The sequence below is a fragment of the Povalibacter sp. genome (assembly GCF_036735925.1).
In the GTDB taxonomy this organism is placed as follows: Bacteria; Pseudomonadota; Gammaproteobacteria; order Steroidobacterales; family Steroidobacteraceae; genus Steroidobacter.
The window spans coordinates 1-24,215 of record NZ_DAINNK010000075.1; the positions used below are offsets into that span (position 1 = coordinate 1).

Annotated in this window: 14 protein-coding genes; 8 read left to right on the forward strand and 6 right to left on the reverse strand. The window is 64.2% G+C overall.

Annotation, left to right across the window (positions count from 1 at the left end; translation table 11 throughout):
- Together V7D81_RS18640 and V7D81_RS18645 are read right to left on the reverse strand one after the other, a co-directional pair.
- Nucleotides 1-2,019 (reverse strand): beta-N-acetylhexosaminidase (locus V7D81_RS18640; protein WP_324319069.1); only part of this gene is annotated, 2,019 nt, incomplete at its 3' end.
- Between the two features lie 181 nt (nucleotides 2,020-2,200).
- A complete protein-coding gene (locus V7D81_RS18645) occupies nucleotides 2,201-4,867 on the reverse strand; it encodes a TonB-dependent receptor (protein WP_324319070.1) in 2,667 nt (888 codons plus the stop codon).
- A gap of 244 nt (nucleotides 4,868-5,111) precedes the next feature.
- Between V7D81_RS18645 and V7D81_RS18650 the strand changes: the two genes are divergently transcribed.
- Genes V7D81_RS18650 through nagA form a run of 3 tightly spaced genes read left to right on the forward strand, consistent with a single transcriptional unit; the run spans nucleotide 5,112 to nucleotide 8,061 of the window.
- Nucleotides 5,112-5,849, forward strand: a complete 738-nt coding sequence (locus V7D81_RS18650; RefSeq protein WP_442958364.1) for a GntR family transcriptional regulator — start codon at nucleotides 5,112-5,114, stop codon at nucleotides 5,847-5,849.
- 14 nt (nucleotides 5,850-5,863) lie between these two features.
- Entirely contained in the window at nucleotides 5,864-6,871 is a 1,008-nt protein-coding gene (locus V7D81_RS18655; RefSeq protein WP_442958365.1) for an SIS domain-containing protein, read from the forward strand.
- Entirely contained in the window at nucleotides 6,871-8,061 is a 1,191-nt protein-coding gene (gene nagA, locus V7D81_RS18660) for an N-acetylglucosamine-6-phosphate deacetylase (RefSeq protein WP_324319076.1), read from the forward strand. Before V7D81_RS18655 ends, nagA begins: the two co-directional genes overlap by 1 nt.
- On the opposite strand, the gene V7D81_RS18665 is transcribed toward nagA, so the two are convergent.
- From V7D81_RS18665 to V7D81_RS18680, 4 genes are all read right to left on the reverse strand, one after another.
- On the reverse strand, nucleotides 8,045-10,075 hold the full coding sequence (locus V7D81_RS18665; protein WP_324319078.1) for a glycoside hydrolase family 97 protein: 2,031 nt from the start codon (nucleotides 10,073-10,075) through the stop codon (nucleotides 8,045-8,047). The genes nagA and V7D81_RS18665 overlap by 17 nt on opposite strands.
- Nucleotides 10,076-10,162: 87 nt before the next feature.
- The gene (locus V7D81_RS18670; protein ID WP_324319080.1) at nucleotides 10,163-13,747 is read right to left on the reverse strand and encodes a TonB-dependent receptor; all 3,585 of its coding nucleotides are present in this window, start codon (nucleotides 13,745-13,747) and stop codon (nucleotides 10,163-10,165) included.
- A gap of 184 nt (nucleotides 13,748-13,931) precedes the next feature.
- Nucleotides 13,932-14,894: a FecR family protein gene (locus V7D81_RS18675; protein ID WP_324319082.1), complete on the reverse strand. Its 963-nt coding sequence runs from the start codon at nucleotides 14,892-14,894 to the stop codon at nucleotides 13,932-13,934.
- Entirely contained in the window at nucleotides 14,891-15,382 is a 492-nt protein-coding gene (locus V7D81_RS18680; protein WP_324319084.1) for an RNA polymerase sigma factor, read from the reverse strand. Before V7D81_RS18680 ends, V7D81_RS18675 begins: the two co-directional genes overlap by 4 nt.
- A gap of 163 nt (nucleotides 15,383-15,545) precedes the next feature.
- Between V7D81_RS18680 and V7D81_RS18685 the strand changes: the two genes are divergently transcribed.
- The 5 genes from V7D81_RS18685 (at nucleotide 15,546) to V7D81_RS18705 (ending at nucleotide 24,205) form a co-directional block, all read left to right on the forward strand.
- A complete protein-coding gene (locus V7D81_RS18685) occupies nucleotides 15,546-16,268 on the forward strand; it encodes a DUF6445 family protein (protein WP_324319085.1) in 723 nt (240 codons plus the stop codon).
- A gap of 207 nt (nucleotides 16,269-16,475) precedes the next feature.
- Nucleotides 16,476-19,835: a TonB-dependent receptor gene (locus V7D81_RS18690; RefSeq protein WP_324319087.1), complete on the forward strand. Its 3,360-nt coding sequence runs from the start codon at nucleotides 16,476-16,478 to the stop codon at nucleotides 19,833-19,835.
- 301 nt (nucleotides 19,836-20,136) lie between these two features.
- Entirely contained in the window at nucleotides 20,137-21,687 is a 1,551-nt protein-coding gene (locus tag V7D81_RS18695) for a tryptophan halogenase family protein (protein WP_324319089.1), read from the forward strand.
- Nucleotides 21,684-23,183: a tryptophan 7-halogenase gene (locus V7D81_RS18700; protein ID WP_324319091.1), complete on the forward strand. Its 1,500-nt coding sequence runs from the start codon at nucleotides 21,684-21,686 to the stop codon at nucleotides 23,181-23,183. The genes V7D81_RS18695 and V7D81_RS18700 overlap by 4 nt, the downstream gene beginning before the upstream one ends.
- 8 nt (nucleotides 23,184-23,191) lie before the next feature.
- Nucleotides 23,192-24,205, forward strand: a complete 1,014-nt coding sequence (locus V7D81_RS18705; protein ID WP_324319093.1) for a cupin-like domain-containing protein — start codon at nucleotides 23,192-23,194, stop codon at nucleotides 24,203-24,205.
- The last annotated feature ends 10 nt before the right edge of the window (nucleotides 24,206-24,215 follow it).

Below are 24,215 nucleotides of genomic sequence, written 5' to 3' on the forward strand. Positions count from 1 at the left end.
CAGTGTCGCCAGCTTTTCGCCCTCGCAACTGTCGAGACGAACCTCGAGCTCGCCCTCCGGTGTCTGCGGCTTCAGCAACGGAATGGCCTTCACGTCATTCCCGATCTGAAAATTGAAAGGCACCTGTCCCACGGCCGCGGTCAGCGTCGTCGACTGCGACAGGTCTGCACCCTTGAGGATCCAGCACGGATTCATGATGTCGACGAGGAATACGGCGCGTTCGCCGTGCAGCGGCGCATCATCGGTGAGCGACAGCACGAGTTTGCTGGTGCACATTTCCAGTTGATGGCTGGTGCGGCGCGAGGCAGCCCCCTCCCCAACCCTCTCCCCTCGTTGGGGGATTCCGGCGCGCTCCTGCGCGCCTCCTCCCCGCTGCGCGGAGGAGGGGGCAGGAGGTGTGTAGTGGATTCCGAGGGAGTCGTAGCGATGCAACTGTGCGGGTAATCGCGCCTGGAAATCTGTCCAGTCGCGCCGTTCCGCAGGCGACCAGGCGACTTCCGCGAGCGCGGCGGCGCGCGGAAAAGTCATGTATTCGACGCGCTCTTCTGTTCGCATGTGCTCGGTAAAGATGGGCGCCTGCAGGCCGAGGATATGCTTCAGCTGCTCCGGCTGCAGCGCCGCCGGCGCCGGGTCGAAGCGGTACACGTCTTCGAGGCTGATGATCCAGCCGCGGCCGGGCGATGGATCGTTGGGGCCGTTCTGTCGATTGTCGAAGTACAAGGCCGGTTGCGGCGCGAGCACCGCATCGTGGCCGGCGGTGGCAGCGGCAACCGCGCCATCGATTCCGCGCCACGACATCACCGTCGCATTGGGCGCGAGACCGCCTTCGAGAATTTCGTCCCAGCCGATCAGCCGACGTCCGTGCCGGTTGAGGAATTTCTCGATGCGATGAATGAAGTAGCTCTGCAGCGCGTGTTCGTCCTTGATGCCGAGCTTGCGCATCTGCGCCTGGATCTTCGGCGACGCCTCCCATTCGTCCTTCACGGCTTCATCGCCGCCGACGTGGATGTACTCGCCCGGAAACAGCGCCATGACTTCGGTCAGCACGTCCTCCATGAAGCCGAACGTCGCATCGTCCACGTTGAACAGCGTCGAGTAGACGCCCCAGTCGGCAGGCACGACCGGCGGATGCGTACCCGTCACACCGAGCTGCGGATAAGCGGCGACCGCTGCGCTCGCATGACCGGGCATTTCGATTTCGGGAACGATGGTGATGTGACGCTGCCCCGCGTACGCCACGATCTCGCGCACGTCGGCCTGCGTGTAGTAGCCGCCGTAAAGGCGCGGCTTGCCGGTGGCCGGATCGATATCCGCTGCAGCGGCGGCGCCGGCCGGCACGCGCCACGCACCGACGCTCGTCAGCTTCGGATATTTCCTGATCTCCAGCCGCCAGCCCTGGTCGTCGACCAGATGCCAGTGCAGCACGTTGAGCTTGTGCAGCGCCATCCAGTCGATGAACCGTTTGACGAACTCGGGCGACTGGAAATGACGCGCGGAATCGAGCATGAGTCCGCGCCATGCGAAGCGCGGCGAGTCATGGATGGTGACCGCCGGAACAGCGATCGTCTGCGCAGCGTCGCCCGGCGTCATGAGCTGCCACAGCGTGACCGCACCGTAGAAAAGGCCGCGAGAGTTGCCGGCAGAAACGACGATCCGCTCGGGGGAGAGGGTCAGCGAATAGTCTTCCTGTCCGGCACTCCCGCCGGCCGTGAGCTCGAAGTGAATGGACTTGTCCGCCTCGCCTGCCTGCGTGTGCAACTGCAGGCCGCGGGTGCGATGGATCAGGTCGGAGAAATAGTCTGCGACGGAGGCGGCATCGGAGTCGGCGGCGAAGGTGATGGGGGTTGCCGCGGAGACATTGAACTGGCCCGCGCCAGTCGTCAGATCGCGCGGCGCGGGGATGATGGCGGGAGTGGGAGCACTGACAGCAACAGCGTCCGGCCTGGATCGGTCACAGCCGCCGATCAGCAACAGGAGGACACAACTTGCGAAAGCGATGAACTTGTTCTGCTGGCGCATGATTTGTCGGTTTAACAACTGACCCGGACTATCGCTAGTCTCCGCTCCCTTCTTCACTCGCTCAACGATGCCACCACCGCAGTGAGCGCCGTTACAAGAAGAGCCCCCACCCTAGCCCTCCCCCGCTGCGCGGAGGAGGGGACAAGAGGAAGCATCCCAGGCTGACCTGCTGGCCGGCGGATCAGAACTTGGCGCGCAGATTGAGGTAGTACTGACGCCCGTTGTTGTAGAACGCACTCGGAATGACCGCGCTCTGGTAGTACGTCAGATCCGGGTTGTTCAGGTTCAACGCATCCAGGCTGACGTTCAACCACTCGGTCGGCTTGTAGCTCAGCGTCACCGACAGCGTGCCGAAATCATCCTGGTAGTACGGATTCGCACCCGACAGCCCGATCAGGAACGCCGTGCGATACGTGTAGTTCGCGCGCACACCGAACATGTCGTTCTCGAAATAGGCGCCTACGTTGTAGGTGTCCTTCGACGTGCCCACCAGGTTGTTGCTGCCGTCGGCCCAGGTATGCGCCGTCTTGCCGTCCGCGTAGGTGTAGTTGGCATTGAAGCCGAACAGATCGCCGATGGGCTGTTCATAGACGAGTTCGAGACCGGTGACCTGGCCGTTGGAGTTGACCGGCACCGACACGAGGTACTCCTCGAGCTGATTGGTCAGCTCGCTGTACAGCATCCGCGTTTCGGTACCGAAGGCGACGTAGTCCTTCAGATCCATCGAGAAGGCGCCGACCGACACCAGGCCGCGCGGCATGAAGTACCACTCGACGTTGCCGTCGAAGTTCGTGGACAGCACCGGCTTCAGGTTCGGGTTGCCGCCGCCGCCGGTCTTGTTCAGATCCGAACCCCAGCTCGACGCACCGAGCGCCGAATAGTCCGGCAAGGTCATGGTCTGCGAAGCAGCGAAGCGGAACACCACGTCCTTGCTCATGTTGAACTTGAAGTTTGCGCTCGGCAGCACCTTGCTGTGCTCGTTGCTGGTGTTCTGGTAGATCCAGTTGCCGAACAGGCTGCTCACGTCGGCATTCGCCGCCGAGGCCACCGCCTGATAGGAGTTGATGTCCTGATCGACGTTGACGTAGCGCAGGCCGAAGTTGCCGCTCCATGCATCGCCCGCCAGGTTCGCCTGCACGTAGGCCGCGAGATTCTTCTCCGTGACTTTCCATTCGGCGCCGTAGTTGTGACGGCCGGTCGGGCCGTCGTTGTCGGACAGCCAGGTGGAATTGTTGATGATCGCGTCCTTCAGCGCGCCGGTGGTGAAGTACCACAGGTCGCGCGGGAAGCTGCCGCCGATGGCTTCGGCGAAGTCGCCCGGATACGGGCTGGTGGCGCCGTTCTGCAGCGCCGGCCAGATGGCGCCTGGGCTCGCTCCTTCCGGCGACGAGGTTTCACGCTCATGATCGGCGCAGCGCGCACCGAAGTTGATCGACGTCAGCGCGCCCGCATCCACGTCGACGCTGAAATCCAGGTTGATCCAGTCTTCCTGATCCGTGGCGGTGACCTGCTGATTGCCCCAGGTACCGAACCCCGTCACGCCCGCCGGCGTGTTGTTGCCGCCCACGTTCCAGTCGAGCGGCGAGCCGATGCCATGACTGGTCCAGCTCGCGCCGCCGCCGCTGGCCATGTTCACCTCGGCAATGAACTGACGATCCGTCGAGCCCTCACCTTCGGTGGTGCCGAGCTGCACCCTGGAACGCAGGGTGTCGTTGATCTGCCAGTCCGCGTCGAAGGTGACGTAGCTGCTCTTGGCCGTGGCCTCGCGATAGATCATGTCGTAAACGGCGTAGTTGCGACCGGCGACGCCTGCATAGGTCGCATTGGTCAACACGCCGTTTTCGATCGTGTAGCCGGGCTGCGGCGCCTGGACGCGCGCAAAGTTGCCGCCCCACAGCATGAAGTTGCGGTTGTAGTTGTTGGCATCCATGTCCGAGAGGAAGCCGCTCAGGCCGAGGGTCAGGTTGTCCGAAGGCCGGAACTGCAGTTCCAGCAGGCCGCCCGTGCGATCGCGAACCTGCTCGAACAGCGTCGAACCGACCAGGCCCGGGACGTACACGCCGACCAGGTCGGGATTGGTCGCAGCAACGGCGTCGCCGGCCGCGATCTTGAAGAACCCGCCCGGAATTTCCTGCGCATCACGGCGCAGCGAGCGTTCCTGCTTGAAGACCTGCAGCAGCACGCCGAAGGTGCCGTCGTCGTTGCGATAGTTGATCAGGCCCGACAGTTGCGGATCGTAGGAATCGGCCTGGTCGGAATACACGGTGCCGACGGACGCTTCGAACGTGAGCGGCTCGGAGAACTGGAACGGCTTGCGCGTGATGATGTTGACGGTGCCGGTGGTGCCGCCCTCCTGCAACTTCGCGTGCGAGGACTTGTTCACTTCCACCGAGCTGACCAGTTCGGAGGGCAGCAGCGTGTAGCTGACGCTGCGACCGACGTTGTTGCCCTGGCTCAGCACGAACCAGTCGGCCGAACCGACGCTGTGGCCGTTGATGAGCGTCTGGGTCAGGCTCGGGCTGGTGCCGCGCAGGCTGACGCGATCGGCTTCGTCGAAGCCGCCTTCATCGGCACTGGAGGAACTGATGTTCACGCCGGGCAGGCCGCGCAGCGCATCGGCCACGTTGTGTGCCGGCAGCTTGCCAACCTCTTCCGCGGTCACGACTTCGATGCGGGCGTCGGCATCGCGCTTCACTTCGAGCGACTGCTGGATGCTGGCACGGATGCCCGTAACCACGATTTCCTCGAGCGGCTCGCTCGCGGCCGTCTGCGCCAGCGACGGTGCGGACGGGTGAAACAAGGCGAACGCGATTGCCGTACCGATCAACGTCGAACGTCTGGTGTTCATGTGAGACCCCTACCCCTGTTGTTTTGTCAGCAGACCAGTTGCGGGCCAATATAGTACCAATCATCCAGAAAAGCCAAGCAGGTTCGATACCATTATTTTTCACGGCTGTGTTTGCATTGTTTTTCAGCAATTTATATAGCAATACGCCCCACCTTGGATCGACATTGGTATTGCATTGGTAATACTTGAGTGGCATCTTCGCCACTACCAAGCACAACAAAGTTTTCCGGAGAGACCCTTGGCCCTGCTGTCCCAACATCTGCCGACGCTCGACGAATCGCACGATCTGCCGCTTTATCAGCAGTTGCAGCGCGCCCTGCGCGACGCCATCGAGAAGCGTGTACTGGGTCCGGACGACGCACTGCCGCCGGAACGCGATCTCGCGGACGACCTCAACGTCTCGCGCATCACCGTGCGCAAGGCCATCGATGGACTGGTCGATGAAGGCCTGCTGGTGCGCCGGCAGGGTGCGGGCACCTTCGTGTGTGCGCGCGTCGAAAAGAACTTCGCCAAGCTGACGTCGTTCTCGGAAGACATGCGCGCCCGCGGCCGCAAGCCGCGCAGCGTCTGGCTCAATCGCGCGGCAGGCACGGTCACGCCGGAAGAAGCACTGACCTTGCGATCCAGCCCGGGCACGCCCGTCTATCGCTTCAACCGGATCCGCTACGCCGACGATGCGCCGATGGCGCTCGAGTACGCGACGGTGCTCGCGTCATGCCTGCCGTCCGTCGATGCGGTCGAGACTTCGCTGTACGAAGCACTGGAAAAAAACGGCTCGCGTCCCGTGCGCGCGCTGCAGCGCCTGCGCGCCGTGCTCTTCACCGCCGAGCAGGCCAAGCTGCTCAAGGCTCAGGAACGCGATGCGGGCCTGCTCGTCGAACGGCTGGGCTTTCTCAAGGACGGACGCGCCGTCGAGTTCTCGCAGTCCTACTACCGCGGCGACACCTACGACTTCGTCGCCGAACTGAACGCCAGCACGTGAGCACCGACACCCGAATGCATCGCGAGGCGGCGCAGGCGCCCGAAGCCGTGCGCCGTCAGATCGAACTGAATGCAGGCAGCCTGCAGCAGCTCGGCGCCGTGCTGCGCGAACGCGCGCCGCGCGCCGTCGTGACCTGCGCGCGCGGCAGTTCGGATCACGCGGCTACTTTTGCGCGCTACCTGATTGAAACCCACGCCGGCCTGTTGACCGCGTCGGCCTCGCCTTCGCTCAGCTCGGTCTACGAGACCAGCACCGATCTGCGCGACGCCGTGTTCCTCGCGATCTCCCAATCGGGCAGGAGTCCCGATCTGCTCGCCGCCACCGAACGCGCGCGAGATTCCGGCGCCTTCGTGATCGCGTTGTGCAATACGCCGGGATCGCCGCTGTCGCAGCTCGCGCATCACGCCATCGACCTGCACGCCGGCGCCGAGACCAGCGTGGCTGCGACCAAGTCGTACATCGCATCGCTCAGCGCCATCGTGCAGCTCGCGGCCTCGTGGACCCGCAACGACGACCTGTCGCAGGCACTGCATGCCGCACCGGCGCAGCTGGAAAAATCGTGGACGCTCGACTGGAGCGCGGCGCTCGCCGTATTGCGGCCGGCGGTCAACCTGTTCGTCGTCGGCCGCGGCTATGGCTTGGGGCTCGCGCAGGAAGCGGCACTCAAGTTCAAGGAAACCTGCGGACTGCACGCCGAAGCGTTCAGCTCCGCCGAAGTCCAGCACGGGCCGATGGCGCTCGTGCGCCGCGGCTTTCCGGTGCTGGCGTTCTCGCAGAACGATGAAACGCGCGGCGGCATCGAAACGCTGGCGCGCGACTTCCTCGATCGCGACGCCACGGTATTGCTGGCCGGCGCACAGGACCGCGGTGCCGTGCAGCTACCTGTCGTTGCCGCACACCCGGTCATCGAGCCGATGCTGATGATCCAGAGCTTCTACCGACTCGCGGCGGCGCTGGCGGTGGCGCGCGGTTTCGATCCCGACGTGCCGCCGCATCTTCGCAAAGTGACCGAGACCGTCTGATGGCATTCGCATTCGTCAATGGGCGTGTCCTGCAACCCTCGGGCTTCGTCGAGGGCCTGGCCGTGCTGGTGGACGGCAATCGCATCGTCGATGTGCTGCCGACGAACGATGCCCGCGTACGACAGATCGAGCATCGCGATCTGCACGGACAATTGCTGCTGCCGGGCTTCATCGACACGCAGGTCAACGGCGGCGGCGGCGTGCTGTTCAACGACGATCCGGGCATCGAATCGATCCGTGCCATCGGTCGCGCGCACCGGCGCTTCGGCACGACCGGCTTTCTCCCCACGCTGATCAGCGACGATCTGCACGTGGTCGAAAACGCCATCGCCGCGGTCCAGGCCGCGATCGATGCGGGCGTGCCGGGCGTGCTCGGCATCCACATCGAAGGGCCGTTCCTCAATGCCGAACGCAAGGGCGTGCACGATGCCGCCAAGCTGCGCGAACTCGATGAGTCGGGATTGCAGCTGCTGACGTCGCTGCACGGCGGCAAGACGCTGATCACGCTGGCACCGGAAATGACGACGCCGCAGATCATCCGGCGTCTCGCGGAGGCGGGCATGATCGTGTCGGCCGGCCACACCAACGCCACGTATGCGGAGATCCGCGCGGCGCTGGATCATGGCCTGCGCGGTTTCACGCATCTGTTCAATGCGATGTCGCAGCTCACCGGTCGCGAACCGGGCGTCGTCGGCGCCGCGCTCGACGATTCATCGAGCTGGTGCGGCATCATCCTCGACGGACTGCACGTCGACCCGGTCGCCCTGCGCATCGCCCTGCGCAGCAAGCCGCGCGACCGCTTCATGCTGGTGACGGATGCGATGCCGAGCGTCGGCATCGATGGCGACGAGTTCATGCTGCAGGGACGCCGGATCATCGTGCGCGACGGCAAATGTCTCGACGAGAACGGCACGCTCGCGGGATCGCATCTGAGCATGGCGGAGGCGATCGCCAACGCGCAGCGCATGCTGCATCTAGATCTCGCCGAATGCGTGCGCATGGCGAGCGAATATCCCGCGGCATTCCTCGGACTGCAGAACGAACTGGGGAGAATCGCGCCCGGCTACCGCGCCAGCCTGGTCCAGGCCGACGATCGGCTCAATGTGATCGAGACGTGGATCGACGGCAGGCCATCCGCAAGAGCGGCCGTCGAGCACTCCGCGGCTGCGACGGTTACTGCAGAGCCCTGAACCGGATTGCCGTGCCGCCGCCCGGCGCGAGCTTCAAGGTCAATCGATCCCCTGCCCGCGCCGACCGGCGCTCGATCTGGTACGCGACCGGACGGGTCCGGTAGTCGGCATTCGCGCCGTCTCTGTAGATCTGCGCCTCGTACCGTGCCTGCGGATCGAGAAAATCCAGCGACACGGTGAGCGTGCGCGCCTGTTCGTCGGTCAACGCGCCCAGGTACCAATCCCTGCCGCCGCGTTCCTGGCGTGCGACCACGATGTAGTCGCCGATCTTCGCATCGAGCGTCCGCGAACGCTCCCAGTCCGTCGGCACGTCACGAATGAACTGGAAGGCATCGAGATGCTTCTCGTAGTTCTCTGGCAGATCGGCGGCCATGTGCAGCGGACTGTAGATCACGACATACAGCGCGAGCTGGTTCGCAAGCGTCGACTGCACGCGCTTTGCGACGCTCGGCTTGCCGCCTTCGGTGATGTCGAAAATGCCCGGGGTGAAATCCATCGGACCCGCCAGCAATCTCGTCAGGGGGAGGATGACGACATGTTCTGGCGGATTCGTTGGATCACCCCAGGCGTTGAACTCCTGACCTCGCGCGCCTTCGCGCGACATGAGATTGGGCCAGGTGCGGCGCAGGCCCGTGTCCTTCACCGGCTCATGCGCATCGATCGCGATGCGGTAGCGCGCCGCCGTCTCGGCAACGAGCTGGTGATGGCGGACGAGGTACTGGCCGGCGAACCATTCGTTGTGGGCGGCGCCGTCGGGCGTGATGCGCTGGATCGTGCCGTTCGGCTTCACGTAGCCCGTCTTGATCGAGTGCACGCCGTACTTGGCGTACTGCCTGAATCCCGCTTCCATCTGCGACTCGTAGTTCTGGATGGCGCCGGCCGTTTCGTTGTGACCGATGAGCGATACGCCCTTGCTGCGCGCGTAGGACGTCACCTCGGCGAGATCGAAGTCCGGGTAGGACTTCGTGAAGCTGAAGCCCGCGCCGTTGGCGATCCAGTCGCCGTCCCATCCGGTGTTCCAGCCTTCGACCAGCACGCCGTCAAATCCGTACTTCGCCGCGAAGTCGATGTAGCGTTTCGTATTCGCCGTCGTCGCACCGTGCTTCGGCCCGCTGCCCCACGTGGAGCGGTTCAGGTGCATCTCCCACCAGATGCCGACGTACTTCGCCGGCTTCGCCCAGGAAACATCGCCGAGCCGGTTCGGCTCATTGAGATTGAGCGTCAGCCGCGAATCGGCCAGCCCTGCAGCGGTCTCGGAAACGAGCACGGTCCGCCACGGCGTCTGGAAAGGGCCGGTGCGCCGCACCTTGATGCCATCCGACCAGGGCATGAGATCCGCTTTCAGCGTGCCCGGTGCCGTGCGTTCGAGCGTCATGCTCGCGTAGTCGATGAGCGCAGCCTCGTGGATCGACAGGTACAGCTGCGATGATTCGAGCGTCAGCGGCGTCTCGGCCTTCGTGATCCGGTCGAGCGGCGTGCGCTGATACAGATACTCGTCGCGCTCCTTCTCGTAGGCCTGGAACCACCAGGCATCGTAGGCGCCGACGGGTTTGAACTCCGTCAGTTCGTCGGCAATGGCGACGGCGCGTCCGGCAGGAATGCCCATGAAGTCATAGCGAAAGCCGAAGCCATCGTCGAAGGCGCGCACGACGACATCGAAAGCGCTGGTGTTCTGCGTGTCGCCGCGCAACGAAACCCGCATTTCGTTGTGACGATCGCGGATGTGCCGCTCCTCGCCCCACGGCTGTTCCCAGGTCGAATCGCGCGAGGCCCGCTGCGCCGTGCCGGCGACGACGACGCGCGGCGCCTTCTCGCCTTCGAACGCGAGCCCCAGGGCGGCGCGCTGCAGGACCGGGTGTCCCTTGCGAGTGACCTCGTAATACGCGCCGCCGTTCTCGGCGAACACGCAGACCTGCAGAACGTTGCCGGGGGAATCGACGCATTCCGCCGCGACGACCTGCGACACACCGGCGGTGGCGAGAAGGGCAAACACTGCCCGCGTGGCACGCTTCAAGTCGGCACTCCTGTTTCACTGCGGAGGTTCCCGCGCGATTCACCTACCCTTGACGTACGACCCGGCGGTTTTCCTCAACGCCGGCGGTCAATATTTGAAACGGACGCCTAACTGGAAGCGCCGGTCGCTGCGGATCCACGCCGAATCGCGCCGCACGGACGCCGCACCGGGCGTGAGATCCGAGTCGCCGAACAGCTGCTGCTGATTCACCGTGGTGGTGTTGAGCAGGTTCGATCCTTCGACGGAGATTTCGAGATTGTTGGCGACCTTGAAACGGATCGATCCGTCCAGGTAGCCGCTCGCCTCCTGCCACATCGGCAGGCCGATGCAGCAGTCGAGATTGTTGGTCAGGAATTCCGAGCGCCAGCTGTAGGCGAGACGCGCGCCGATCCGGCCGTACTCGTAGAGCGCGACGATGTTGTACGAATCGTCCGAAATGCCGGCGAGACGATGGGAATCGATCACCTCGCCATTCACCTGCAGGCCGCCGCCGAAACCGATGGTGCCGCCGGGAACGTACCCGGGCTGCACCGCGAGGTTCGAGTTGTTGATGCCGTCCTGCTTCACGTGCGTGTAGTTCAGCTGGGTGCCGAGGCCCGACCAGGCGCCGGGCAGGAAATCGAAGAACGTCTGGAATGCGAGTTCCACGCCGCGAAGCCGCCCGCCGCCTTCACCGTTGCGCGGACCTCGCATGAGGACGGTCTGCTCGACTCCATTGTTCTCGAACTCACGCTCGAACTCGCCGAAAGCGATGCTGCCGTTCAGGCGCTTGTAGAACAGGCTCACCGTGAGCGAGCTGCTGCGGCCCCAGTAATTCTCGTACGACAGATCGATGTTGTCCGACGTGATGGGCTCCAGCGCACCGAAGCCCGAGTCGGCGCTGAACACGAACTTGTAGCCGGTGACGTTCTCCGGCGTGTGCGGCGCAGTCGGCGAGCTGTAGATCACATATGGAGAATCGGCCGATGTATTGAGCAGCGGCGAAAGAATGCCGACGTAGTTGCGCAGCAACCCGAAGTCCGGCCGCGACAGCGATCTCGACAGCCCCAGCCGCACGAACTGCTTGTCATCGAGTCCGAACCGGATGTTGAAGCTGGGGAGGAAGTCGTCATGAACCACATCCATGTCATTGTCGACGCCACCGCCGCCGCTGAAAGCAAGCAGCTCCGGGGTCAGCCAGCACGAGATGTTCGTCACCGAGTTGGCCGCGAGCGGCGTATTGCAAGGCGTTGCTGCTGCGCTCGTGTACCACGTCGATGTCGGGAACGACACGCCGCCATTGCTCGTCACATCCGTTCGCACGTACCGCACGCCGATGTTCCCGCGCACGGTGATGTTGCCGAAGATCTTCGCATCGTCGCCGCCGAACCTGAGCATCGCGTACGCCGCCTGCGTGACCTCCTCGACATCGACGATCTCCGGCTCGATGAAGCAGCCCTCGGTATTCGTCGTTCGCTGGCACACCGGGACCCAGGGCATCGGCGAACCCGTGGTTGCACCGCTGAGCGCCTGGATCTGCCGGTCGCGATCCGTGAGTGTCGCGCGGTTGAGAAACACCATCGGCCCGTTCTGATGGACGCTGCCGTCGTAGAAATCGCCGAGGCTCGTCACTTCCCAGATGCCGGCGCCGTAGCCCTGGAACATGCGTCCGGGCTCGCCGCAGGAGTCGGGATAAGAGGCAGGCGTAGTGTTGTCGATGTTGAATCCCGGTCCGTTGCAGCTCCAGGGCGCGGCAACCGGCAGCCAGTTGTAGGCGGAGTAGCGCAGCTTCTGCTCGCGATTCGCATGTCGCACACCGACCTTCAGCGTGTCGAGCCAGCCGTGGTCGTCGATATCGAACTCGAAGTCCGCGCGCGCGGCGAGCGCCTGAGCGTCGTTGTCTTCGTAGTGATCCTGGATGAACGGGATGAAATAGTTGTGCGGGTTCGACAGGAATCCCGACGCGTAGTTGACGTTGGTTCCAGGCAGCAACCGGACACGAGGGGTGCCCTTGCTGCTCGTGCTGTACTCCACATCCGCCATCGTGCGGCTCGACACCAGGATGTCGTAGTTGTTCGTCGAGGCATCGATGTGCTGCAGATCGAAGTTCGCATGCACGCTGTCGGTGATGTCCCACTTGAGATTGGCCGACAGATCGCGAGTGCCCTCCGAATGATCGAAGTTGCGCGCCTCGTTGCCGACGTAGACGCCTTGCCGGTCCGACGCACAGGAACCGTCGCCGCAGTAGTTGACGAAGGGCAACCCCGGCACTGCGGAGCCGAAGTCGATGTTCCCTTGAGTACTGCCGCCGAGCCAGTCGCCGGACGGCTGAGTGAGCACGCCCGAACGCAACATGCCGTCCGGTCCGAAAACAAACTCAGGGGTCCCGGGAGCCGGAGCGATGTAGGCAGTGCTTTGCGGCGTATAACCCGGCGCAGCCCACAGACTGTAGAGGGATACGTTCGAACTTCTTTCCAGCCATGCGTTGTCGTACTGCGAATCCATGTACTGCAACGTCGCGCGGACACGCTGATCGCTGCTCTCGAACTGCAATGCCGCCGACGCCCCGTGACGCACGCGGTCGTAGAGGACCTGGGAGAAGTTCACCTGGTTCGGGATGTACTGCCAGTTCGAACCGCCATAAGGCGTTGCGCTGCAGGGGATGGCACCGTCGGCCGCGATCACGGCGTTGCCGTTCGCATCGCTGTTGCCGGCCGTGCAGAACGTGCCGATGCGCTGCATGATGACGCCTTCGGTCTGCGTCTTCACATGCGAGTAGGCGTAATTCGCCATCACGCCGAAGCGACCGGCATCCGTATTCCAGACGTTCGTGTAGATGCCGGAGGCTTCGTAGGTCGTGTCGTCGCTGCGATCACCGTAGTTCACGCGCCCGGTCAGCGAGACGACCTGCTTGTCCGTGTCGAACGGCAGCCGCGTGCGCAGGTTGACGGTGCCCGCGATACCGCCTTCGATCATTTCCGCCGTCTGGTTCTTGTAGGCATCGACGCCCGCCATCAGCTCCGGCGAGATGTCGTTGAAGTTGAGACCGCGGTAGCCGTCGGCGGAGAAACTGTCGCGACCGTTGAACTCGGTGCGCACGAAAGTGAGACCGCGGATCAGCACGCTGGCGGGTTCGGCCGAGAAGTGCGTGCTGTCGTCGTTCGACTGCAGCCGCGACACGGTGATGCCCGGCACGCGCTGCAGCGCCTCGGCCACGGATTTGTCCGGGAAGGCGCCGATGTCGGTGGCGGAGACCGAGTCGACGAACGTATCGGCGTCCTTCTTGATCTGTTGCGAGGTTTCCAGCGATCGCCGTACGCCGACGACGATCACTTCTTCGAGTTCGATGCCGCCCGCCGCTCGCAGACGGCGCTGGCGGACGATGAGCGCGCCGGTGTGGTCGGGCACGACCTCCAGATCGGTGCCGGCGATGAGCGTTCGCGCGGCTTCCTCCGCGGTCATCGTGGCGTCGAGAGGTGCCGACTGGAGGCCTTCGACCGCGTCCGGCGAAAAGAGGATGTTCGTGTTCGTCTGGCGCGAAAGCTCGCGCAGCGCAGCGTCGATGGACTGCGCATCGATGCGAATGGTTACGGCGGCGTGCTGCGCGAGCGTCGCGCCTGCGGCGGCCAGCGCTGCGACAGCGACGGCACACGGCAGCGCACCGCGAATGGCGCGGCTCAACTTCGACGACATGCCCTCCCCCCGGTGCTGCCGCTTCCCAATGCTTTCATCGATCCGGCCGCCCGCTCCGGGCACCGGACTGGACATGTCCCCTTGCTCTGCCTGTGGGGCCGGCTTTGGCCGGCCTGAAAACAGTCAGGCTAAAGCCTGACCTACAGAAGAAGCCGATCGCATGGCCAGGTCAGTGCCATTGCCTTTACGTGGCAGTCGACGCCGCGGTCGCGGAGCGCAGCGTCACGCGATTGCGCTCGAGCCCGACGCGCACGGGCAGCAGCACCGACACGGAGGTCGCGAACGCCTCGGCATCGCCGACGCTGTAGTTGCCCGAGATCGGCATCTGCGCAATCTCCGGATCCAGGATCACGATCGGACGGCGCGTATAGCGATTCATCGCAGCCACCGCTTCGGACAGCGGCTCCTCGAAGAATGCCAGCCGGCCATGACGCCAGGCGATGGCCTGCGAGATGACCGGCCGCTCTTCGCGCACGATCCGGTCGGTTTCGAACACCAGGCGCTGCCCCGGCGCAACGATGCGCGGGACGGGCATCGAATCGATTTCCTCGACGCGCGCGACCGACAGCGGCCCCTCTTCGAGCAGCACGGAAACGACCGCACCGTCGCGGCTCACGTCGAAGTGCGACCTGGACGCCGTGATCCATTGATCGCCGGCGATCACATGGAACGGCCGCGTCGCGTCATCGGCAACATCGAAGTGCGCGCGACCGCGCCGCAACTTCACGCGTCGCGATTCGTCGTTCATCGAGACGTGAATCTCGGTATCCGTGTCGAGCGCCACAAGCGTACCGTCTTCGAGGGAAACCTTGCGTTGCTCGCCGATCTCCGTCGCGTACGTCGAACCGGAGCGCAGATAGACGGCCAGCCCTGCGACCGATGCGGCTGCGAGTCCGACGCCGCCACGCAATACATGCCGACGGCTGATGCGAGGTGCGCGGATCGACGCGCGTCCGGTGGCGCCCGCCATCTCGAAGATCGAATTGGTGAGTTCGAACGCTTCACGATTGAGATTGCTGCCCGCGAGCCAGGCACGGAAGCCGCGCTCGTCGTCGGCCGTCCTTTCTTCGGAGCGCAGGCGGGCGAGCCACGCGGCCGCTTCGGCCCGCGCAACCTGCACAGCGCTGTTTGAGTTCTGGCCGCTCATTCGCCTTCGACCCAGTTCACCAGGAACAGGGACGCCTTCGCGATGTGCTTCTCGACCGCGCTGACGGTTATGTCGAGTTGGGCCGCAATCTCCCGGTACTTCAAGCCATCCACACGATGCAGCAGGAAAATCTCACGCGTTCGGGGGCCTAGCGATTCCAGAGCCGCCATACCTCTTTCCAGACGTTCTCGGGCCGCCAAAACCTCAGTGTGGAGCGGCTGTCCGTCAGAAATATCCAGCATTTCCCCGATATCGATCGGGTTTTCCCTGCGGACCTTGATCTTGCGGCGCTCGTCGATCGCCAGATTGGTGGCCGTGCGGACCAGGAAGGCGGACGGGTTGTCGACGATGTTGCGTTCTTTGTATTCGGACAGGCGGATGAATGCCGAATGCAGCAGATCTTCGGCCGTGTCCGCACCGCCGACCGCGCGACGCACGGTGCGCAGGACGCTGGCCCAGCCTTTTCGGGTTGTCGGCAGATCGCTCATTCTTCGTGTATTCGCTCTGCGCTCATTCAACGCGCAGCCCCTGTGAACGAAATATGACGCTGCGTCGACGATCGCACAAGAGCGACGTGCACGACTGTGGCGCAACTCTTCGCAGCGCGCGATGATGCCGCGCCCTGCACGATCACCGACTTCACAGAACGCAATGAATCCCGTCGCCACGCACGACGTACTGCCGATCGGCCGGAACATCGAAGTCCGCCTGCAGCGCATCGGCACCGAGCAGCAACCGCTGATGATCGTCGACCGCATGCTCGACGATCCGCACGCCATGATCGAGGCCGCGCGCGCCGCGAAGTTCTACGTGCCCGAGCACACGAACTATCCGGGCATCAATGCACGACTGCCCGAGGCGTACTACCGGACCGTGATAGCGACGCTGCGCGGTCCGCTCGAAGCGGCGTTCGGCCTGCCCTGCTCGGCGCACCTGAAATATTTCGGCTTCTTCGCGCTGGCAACGACGGGCAGCGATGCTGCGCGGCCGATCCAGAAGATTCCGCATCACGACTCGCCCGATCCCGGCCGGCTCGCCATGGTTCACTATCTCTGTCAGGGCGCCTTCGGCGGCACCGGCTTTTTCCGGCACAAAGCCACCGGTTTCGAGTCCGTCGATGCGACCCGGCGCGATGCCTACGTCGCTGCAGCCAGCCGCGAGCTGGCACAGGGCGGCAACGGCGCCGGATACGCGAGCCCGGTCATGACCAACTACGAAATGATCGGCCGTGCGGAACTGGTCTTCGATCGGCTCATCGTCTATCGCAGCCACGTCCTACACTCCGCATTGCTCGGCGACGGCGCAGGCAGCGCCGATCCCGCCGCGGGCCGGCTCACGGCGAACGGCTTTCTCGAGGTTGCACGCGACGCCTAGGTGCAACTGAGGTTTTTCGCCGCCTCATTCGTCTTTAGTCCTGGGGAAGATGTCGCCCGCACCCGGGCGACGCCCACACCTGTCCGTTGCCGGTCCCGCACTGAGGAAACGCCGAACCCCATTCGTCATAGTCAGCGGAAAGACGTGCGTTGCGTTGTCAATCGCCCGCACGGAACCACTATGACCTTCAGACAAGGGGAACGCTAAATGCCCACAAGAACCATGGGGACATCCGCATCGAACGGGAGTCGCAACGCACTCCTGCGCCATGCGATACGGCGCGCCGGTGCGCCGCTGATGACGCTGGCCACCGCCGGCATCGTCGGCTCGGCCCTGCTGCAGACCGCAGCAGCCGAGCAGGTCGAGGAAATCGTCGTCGTCGGCCAGCGCCAGTCGATGGAAACCTCGCAGCAGATCAAGATGGATGCGGACACGTTCGTCGACTCCATCACCGCGACGGACATCGGCGCCTTCCCGGACAAATCGGTGGCCGAAGCGCTGCAGCGTGTACCGGGCATCACCGTGTCGCGACTGCAATCGAGCGACGACAGCACGCACTTCTCGGCCGAACCCGCCAGCGTCCTGGTGCGTGGCCTCACGTTCGTGCGCACGGAATTCAACGGTCGCGACAGCTTCTCCGCCGACGGTTATCGCGGCCTGAACTTCAACGACATCTCGCCGGAACTCATGGCCGGCGTCGACACCTACAAGAACCAGACTGCGGAAATGATCGAAGGCGGCATCTCCGGCGTCGTGAACCTGCGCACGCGCCTGCCCTTCGACACCGATGGCCAGGTGATCTCGCTCACCGGCCGCGCCAACTACGGCGATCGCAGCGACGACACCACGTACGAAGCCTCGGGCATCTACAGCAACACCTGGGACACGGACATCGGCCGCATCGGCGCGATGATCAACTATGCGTATTCGCACGTCCGCACACAGACCGAGGGCGTGGTCATGCAGCGCATCGGCGCTTTCTGCAATGGCGGAAACACCGATGCGAACGGCAATCCGATCATGAATCCGGACGGCACCGTTGCTTGTACGTCGACGCCGTACGGCGGCACGAACTGGCAGTACATGCCGCGCCAGGTGAACTTCTCGCAGGTGCTCTACGACCGCGAGCGTCACGGCGCGTCGGCCGCATTGCAGTTCGAGAGCAAGGACAACTCGGTGCTCGCAACGCTGCAGTACATCAATTCGGAGTACGACAATCCGTGGCTGGAGCGCAGCTCGAACGTCGGCTTCTTCGACATGTGGGGCGCTCCCGCGTACTCCCCGCAGACGACGGCCAACATCGGCCCTGCGCAGGGAACTCCCGCATTCACGTTCGGCCCCGACGGCATGCTCCGGTCCGGCGTGATGACCCGTCCGTCGGGCAGCGGCGACTGGTTCGGCACCGACGCGGAAATCCGCAACCGCGCCTCGGTGGTTCCCGGCCTGCCCTACGTGAACTCCTGCGCCGACGGCTGCGACAACAATCGCCAGGCCTTCGACATCACCAACGAAGCGCGCAATTTCGGTCACACCGAGGGCACGCAGGACATTTCCCTGAACCTGCGCTGGGACATCAACGACAGGATGCGGGCAACCTTCGATGCGCAGCACATCGAGGCCGACACCAACAACTACGACATCCTCGTGGCGAGCCGCACCATGGCTGACGTGCAGTACGGCACCAACGGCGACGGCACGCCGACCATCAAGCTGCTGCCCGGCTCCAACGTGAACTACGCCGAGGGCGGCCTCGCCAACCCGCACAACTACTACATCCCGTTCATCCAGGATCACTGGGAGGACAACGATGCCGAGGAGAACGCATTCCGTGCGGACTTCGAGTACGACATCTCCGACACCGGCTGGCTGGACTCGCTGAAGGTCGGCGTGCGTCATGCGGATCGCGAGCAGAAGGTCCGCTACTCGAGCTTCAACTGGTCGCCCGTCGCCGCGCCCTGGAACTGCAATGGCCCGGGCTTCAGCGTCGACAACACCGCACCGGCAAACTATGGCGTCTGCGGCGACTCGTCACGCCAGTTCCTCGGCTACGGCAGCGGCATCTGGGAATCGGTGACGCTCGGCGACTTCTACAACGGCAACGTCTACGACAGCGGCCCGCTGGTGTATCTCAACCGGCCGACGCTCGCGAATCGCGATGCGCACATCCAGGCACTGAGCGGCGCCACCACGGGATCGCCGATGGCCTGGAATCCGCTTTGCGAGCGTGCAACCAACGTCGAAGGCTGCTTCACGTCGCCTGAACTGGTAGACGTGAACGAAACCAGCAAGGCCGCCTACCTGATGCTGAAGTTCGGCGGAGAGGACTCCACGCTGTTCGGCATGAAGGTGCGCGGCAACGTCGGCGTGCGTTACGTGGAAACGGAAGTGACCAGCAGCGGCGGCGTCGCCTTCCCGACGTCGACCTGGTACACGAACACCGCCGCCACGCCCTGCAACACGCCGCTGACCGACAACGTGACCAACATCTCCTGCTGGCTCACGCCCGAACTGCTGGCGTTCAGCAACAGCGGCGGCGCAGACAACGACCTGGGCACGACGTACGAGAACTGGCTGCCCAGCTTCAACGTCCGCTTCGGCCTCACCGAAAGCCAGTTCGTGCGCTTCGGCTATTCGCGTTCGATGTCGCGTCCGGACTTCGGCCTGCTGCGCAATTTCGTCGGCATCCAGGATCCGATCCTGAATGACTCGGCGGATTCGCCGTACGTGATCCGCAACTCGGCCGGCCAGGTCACGGGCTACAACTTCGTGTTCAACGCGGACTCCGGCTACGGCGCATTGAAGCCCATCACCGCCGACAACTTCGATCTGTCGTACGAGAACTACTTCGGCAAGAGCAGTTCGTTCACGGTCGGCCTGTTCTACAAGAAAATGAACGGCGCCATCGCGTTCGGCGAGTTCGACCGCGAGTTCGAGAACAACGGCACGACGCAGGTCGTGACGGTGCGCGGTCCGCGCAACGGCGAAGGCGGCGGCACGCTGAAGGGCATCGAAGTGGGCTTCCAGACGTTCTTCGACTTCCTGCCCGGCGCCTGGAGCGGTCTCGGTACCCAGCTGAACTACACGCACGTGGATCAGTCGGGCATCAACAACTCCAACCTGGCCGTGCAGCCAGGCTACGCAGCCGGCGGCACGATCGCGTTCGGCGGCGGCCTGCAGGTCAACGGCGCCGTGCTCGACTCGCATCGACTCGCCGGCATTTCGGATGACGCCTACAACGTCGTGGCGCTGTACGAGTACGGTCCGATCGGTGCGCGTCTCGCCTACAGCTGGCGCTCGGAGTTCCTGACCAACAACCTCGACTGCTGTATCGGCCTGCCAATGTGGCAGAAGGCGAGCGGCTACCTCGATGGCTCGATCCGCTACCAGGTCAGCAACAACATCGAAGTGTCGCTGGATGCGTCGAACATCCTGAACACGACCACCGTCAACCAGCAGCAGGTCTTCGGCGACTCGGCGGCGACGCCGGGAGGCAAGCCGGTGCTGATCGATTCGGCGTGGATCAGGAGCGATCGTCGCTACCAGCTTGGCGTGCGCTTCAAGTACTGAAGCCCTGCCGATGTAGAGGTATGGCATGCGTGGCCGGAGCGACCCTCCGGCCACGTCGGTTGGCTGAAGATCAGGAGTTTCACACGGAGATCACGGAGTTCACGGAGAAGAGAAGAGGTTTCCACGGGGGAAGAAGGGGAACACGGGGGACACGGGGACAAGAAAATTTCTGTTCCGAGACCCCGTGTTCCCCGTGTTCCCCTTTCTTCCCCCGTGGAAATTTTCTCTTCTCCCGATCTCCGTGATCTCCGTGTGAAACTCCGACACTTTCTCCATCGACGCTGAGAAGCTGACGCCAAAGATGACTTCACCCTTGCGGATCATCATTCTCGGTGGCGGCACCGCTGGCTGGATGTGCGCAGCCGCGTTCGCACGCGTCCTGCATCCCGCCCGTTACGGCATCACGCTCATCGAGTCCGACGAGATCGGCACGGTGGGCGTGGGCGAGGCCACGCTGCCGCACATCAAGACGTTCAACGATCTGCTGGGCATCGACGAAGCCCGCTTCATGCGCGACACCCAGGCCACGTTCAAACTCGGCATCGAGTTCAGGAACTGGGGTCGCAGCGGCGACCGCTACATTCATCCGTTCGGCGTATTCGGCGAGCCCTGGGGCGGCGTCGATTTCCAGCATCACTGGGTGCGCGCGAAACAGGCCGGACACGACGTGGCGCCGTTCCAGGAGTACTCGTACGCCATCGCGGCGTGCCGGCGCAACGCCTTCGAATTTCCCAATCTCGATACCAAGTCGATCCGCTCGACCTACGCCTACGCGTATCACTTCGACGCGGGTCTCTATGCCAACTTCCTGCGCACCTGGGCGACCCAGCGCGGCGTGCGTCGCTTCGAGGGACAGGTCGCGCACATCGGGCTGCACGCGCAGTCCGGCGACATCGAGACGCTCACCCTCAAATCCGGCGAGAAGGTTGCAGGCGATCTTTTCGTCGATTGCACGGGCTTTCGTTCGTTGCTGCTCGGCACGACGCTCGAAGTGCCGTGGGAAGACTGGAATCAGTGGCTTCCCTGTGATCGCGCGCTGGCTGTGCCTTGCGAGCGTGCCGGCGAGTTCACGCCCTACACGCGCTCGACGTCACAGACCGGCGGCTGGATCTGGCGCATCCCGCTGCAGCATCGAACCGGCAACGGCTATGTGTTCTCGAGCCGGTTCCTGGGCGAGGAGCAGGCGCGCGAGACGCTGCTGGGTGCGCTCGATGGCCCTGCCCGCGCCGAGCCGCGGCTGCTGCGATTCAGCGCCGGCCGCCGGGTGCAGTGCTGGAAGAACAACTGCATTGCCATCGGGCTCGCGAGCGGCTTCCTGGAGCCGCTGGAGTCGACCAGCATCTTCCTGATCCAGGCCGCGGTGATCGATCTGCTGCGGCTGATGCCGACGCCGGAATCGGCGGGCCGCATCGATCCGCGCCTCACCGCCGAGTTCAACCGGCTGAGCGACATCCAGTACGAACGCGTGCGCGACTTCCTGATCCTGCACTATCGTGCGAATGAACATCACGGTGTTCCCCTGTGGGATCACGTGCGGACGATGCCGATCCCGGACTCGCTGGCGCACAAGATCAGCCTGTTCGAATCGCGCGGCCATGTGCCGTTCTACAAGGACGGCCTGTTCTCGCGCGACAGCTGGCTGTCCGTGCTGTTCGGGCAGGGCCTGATGCCCAGCCATCACGACGTACTCGCCAACGCGCTCCCGCTCGAAGAGCTCGACGCACGGCTGCGCGAACTGCATGCGCGGATTGCCTCGAACGCCGACGCGATGCCGACGCACAGCGACTTCGTTGCGCAGTATTGCGGCGAAGCTGTCCCGGAAACCCTGCTGAAGAGCGCCGCCGCCCCATGACCGCCGCGAAGATCGATCAGGTAGTGATCGTCGGCCGCGATGTGTCCCTGTGGCTCGCGGCCAGTGTCATTCGATCCGCGCTCGGATCGAACGGCGTGAAAGTGACTGCCGTCGAATTGCCGTCGCAGTTGTGCGAGCACGACGTCTGCGCGTCGCAGCCGGCCCTCGAAGCGCTGCATCACCGGCTGCGGATCGACGAAGCCGCACTGCTCGCTGCGACCGGCGGCGTCTTCTCGCTCGGCCAGAACTTCGTCGATGCATCGAAAGCGACGCCCTCGTTCTTTCACGCCTACGGGACGTACGGCGCGCCGATCGATCAGAAGGCCTTCCTGCCCTTCTGGCTCATGGCCCGCCACTCCGGCCTGCAGGCGGCGTTCGAGGATTTCTCGCTGACGGCCGCGGCGGCGAAGCACGGCCGGATGCTGATTCCCGATGCCGCCACCGAAACCTACGGCCGCACCGACTATGCCTACCATCTTCCCGCGCGCGGCTATGCGCGCTGGCTGAAGAATCTCGCGATACGGCGCGGCGTCACGGCGATCGAATCCAGCGCGGTGCGCGTCGTGTTCGATGCGGACGGACGCTCGATCGCTGCCGTCGAGGGAGACAGCGGCAATCGCATCGAGGGACAGCTCTTCATCGATGCCGCGGGGAGCGACGCGCCGCTGATGTCCGCCCTCGGCGTGAAGCGCGAAACCTGGCGCGGATACTTCGCAGCGGATCGCCAGCTCGCGGCTTCCGCGGCGCCGTTCTCCTCCATTCCGCCCTACGCCGAAGTGCGCGCATGGAGCGGGGGCTGGCTGTCGCTGATCCCGGACCGCACGCGCACGCATGTCGTTCAGGTGTATTCGAGCAGCGAGCGCAGCGACGAGGAAGCGCTGCAGATCGCCTCCGGCATCGCCGGCCTGCCGTTGCACGATGCGAGCGTGACGACATCCGATCCGGGAAGGCTGCAGACCGCATGGGTAGGTAATTGTGTCGCGCTCGGTGCGGCCGCCTGCACCTTCGATGCGATCCACGGCGTCGATGTGCAGGCTTTGCAGCTCGGCCTCGCGCACCTGCTTTCCCTGTTCCCGGCGGGCGGCGAGTACGCCGCGGAGCGCGCGGAGTACAACCGCATCGCACGGCAGGCCTTCGAGAGGCTTCGCGACTTCCAGTCGGCCTTCTACGTGACCAATCGCTATCCGCGATCGTCGTTCTGGACCCGGGCGCGCAGTGCCGGTCGTTCCGCCGAGTTGACGCACAAGATCGACACCTTCCGTGCGCGCGGCGAAGTGCCGCTGTACGAGAACGAATCCTTCGCCCTGGAGAGCTGGCAGGCGTTGCTGATCGGCCAGGGCATCGTGCCGGAGAGCTACGACCCGGCCATCGAGCGCACGTCGCCCGAAACGATGAAGCACGAGTTCCGCCGCATCCTTGCCTTCATCAAGGACAAGGTGCAGGAGCAGACGACTCACGACTTCTATCTTGAGAACGTATGCACGAGGCCGCGATAGACGGGCGCATGCCCGACCTGGATGGCCTGCCGCGCGTCGCCGTTCGCGAATCGGTTGCAGCACGGGATTTCGCTGCGATAGTCGCCGGCGAAATGCCGGTAGTGCTGAAAGGCACGATCGATCACTGGCCGGCGCTGGCTGCCGGGCGCGAATCGCCCGCGCGGATGAATGCCTATCTCAAAGCCATGGATATCGGCGCTCCTGCACCGGTGATGGAAGCACCCGCCAGCACCCACGGCTGGTACTTCTATGCTCCCGACATGCGCGAGTTCAATTTCTCGAAGCGGCAGGGCGGCATTCGCGAGACTCTCGATCGCATCGAGAAACTCATCGGTCAGCCGAATGCGCCGTTCCTCGCGATCCAGATGTTGCCGATCCCGAGCCATCTGCCCGAATTCGTCCGTCAGAATCCCTCGGCGCTGCTGCCTGCCCAGGCAATGCCGCGGCTCTGGGTGGGCGGGCCGCTGCGCACGCAGACTCACAACGATCGGGATCACAATGTCGCATGCGTTCTTGCCGGTCGACGGCGCTTCCTGCTTTTTCCGCCGGAGCAGGTGGCGAATCTGTATGTGGGCCCGTTCGACAATCCGCCGCCGCTGTCGCTGGTGAATCCGGAAGCGCCGGACCTCGAACGCTTTCCGAAATTTCGCGAGGCCCTGAGCCACGCCAGCGTCGCGCACCTCGAAGCGGGCGACGCCTTGTTCATCCCGAAGTACTGGTGGCATCACGTCGCGTCGCTCGATCCGTACAACGTGCTGGTGAATTACTGGTGGGGCGATACGGCGACGGGGCTCGAGCGCGCGAATGACTGCTTCCTCACGGCACTGCTGGCACTGAAGGATCTGCCGCCAGGCGAACGCGCGTACTGGAAGGCCATGTTCGACACGTATGTATTCAGGGGTGGCGGCGCAGATCCCGTTGCGCACATTCCGGTGAATCTGCAATCGACGCTGGGGACGATGAGTCCGTCGCTGCGCGCGAAGCTCAGGCAGCAGTTGAAGATGGCGTTTCTGAAGTCCTGAGGCTTTTCTT

Bases quoted from the DNA above. Each gene is read 5' to 3' on its own strand.
- V7D81_RS18645 (WP_324319070.1), bottom strand. From the start codon at position 4,867: ATGAACACCAGACGTTCGACGTTGATCGGTACGGCAATCGCGTTCGCC.
- V7D81_RS18655 (WP_442958365.1), top strand. From the start codon at position 5,864: ATGCATCGCGAGGCGGCGCAGGCGCCCGAAGCCGTGCGCCGTCAGATC.
- nagA (WP_324319076.1), top strand. From the start codon at position 6,871: ATGGCATTCGCATTCGTCAATGGGCGTGTCCTGCAACCCTCGGGCTTC.
- V7D81_RS18670 (WP_324319080.1), bottom strand. From the start codon at position 13,747: ATGTCGTCGAAGTTGAGCCGCGCCATTCGCGGTGCGCTGCCGTGTGCC.
- V7D81_RS18675 (WP_324319082.1), bottom strand. From the start codon at position 14,894: ATGAGCGGCCAGAACTCAAACAGCGCTGTGCAGGTTGCGCGGGCCGAA.
- V7D81_RS18680 (WP_324319084.1), bottom strand. From the start codon at position 15,382: ATGAGCGATCTGCCGACAACCCGAAAAGGCTGGGCCAGCGTCCTGCGC.
- V7D81_RS18685 (WP_324319085.1), top strand. From the start codon at position 15,546: ATGAATCCCGTCGCCACGCACGACGTACTGCCGATCGGCCGGAACATC.
- V7D81_RS18690 (WP_324319087.1), top strand. From the start codon at position 16,476: ATGCCCACAAGAACCATGGGGACATCCGCATCGAACGGGAGTCGCAAC.
- V7D81_RS18695 (WP_324319089.1), top strand. From the start codon at position 20,137: ATGACTTCACCCTTGCGGATCATCATTCTCGGTGGCGGCACCGCTGGC.
- V7D81_RS18700 (WP_324319091.1), top strand. From the start codon at position 21,684: ATGACCGCCGCGAAGATCGATCAGGTAGTGATCGTCGGCCGCGATGTG.
- V7D81_RS18705 (WP_324319093.1), top strand. From the start codon at position 23,192: ATGCCCGACCTGGATGGCCTGCCGCGCGTCGCCGTTCGCGAATCGGTT.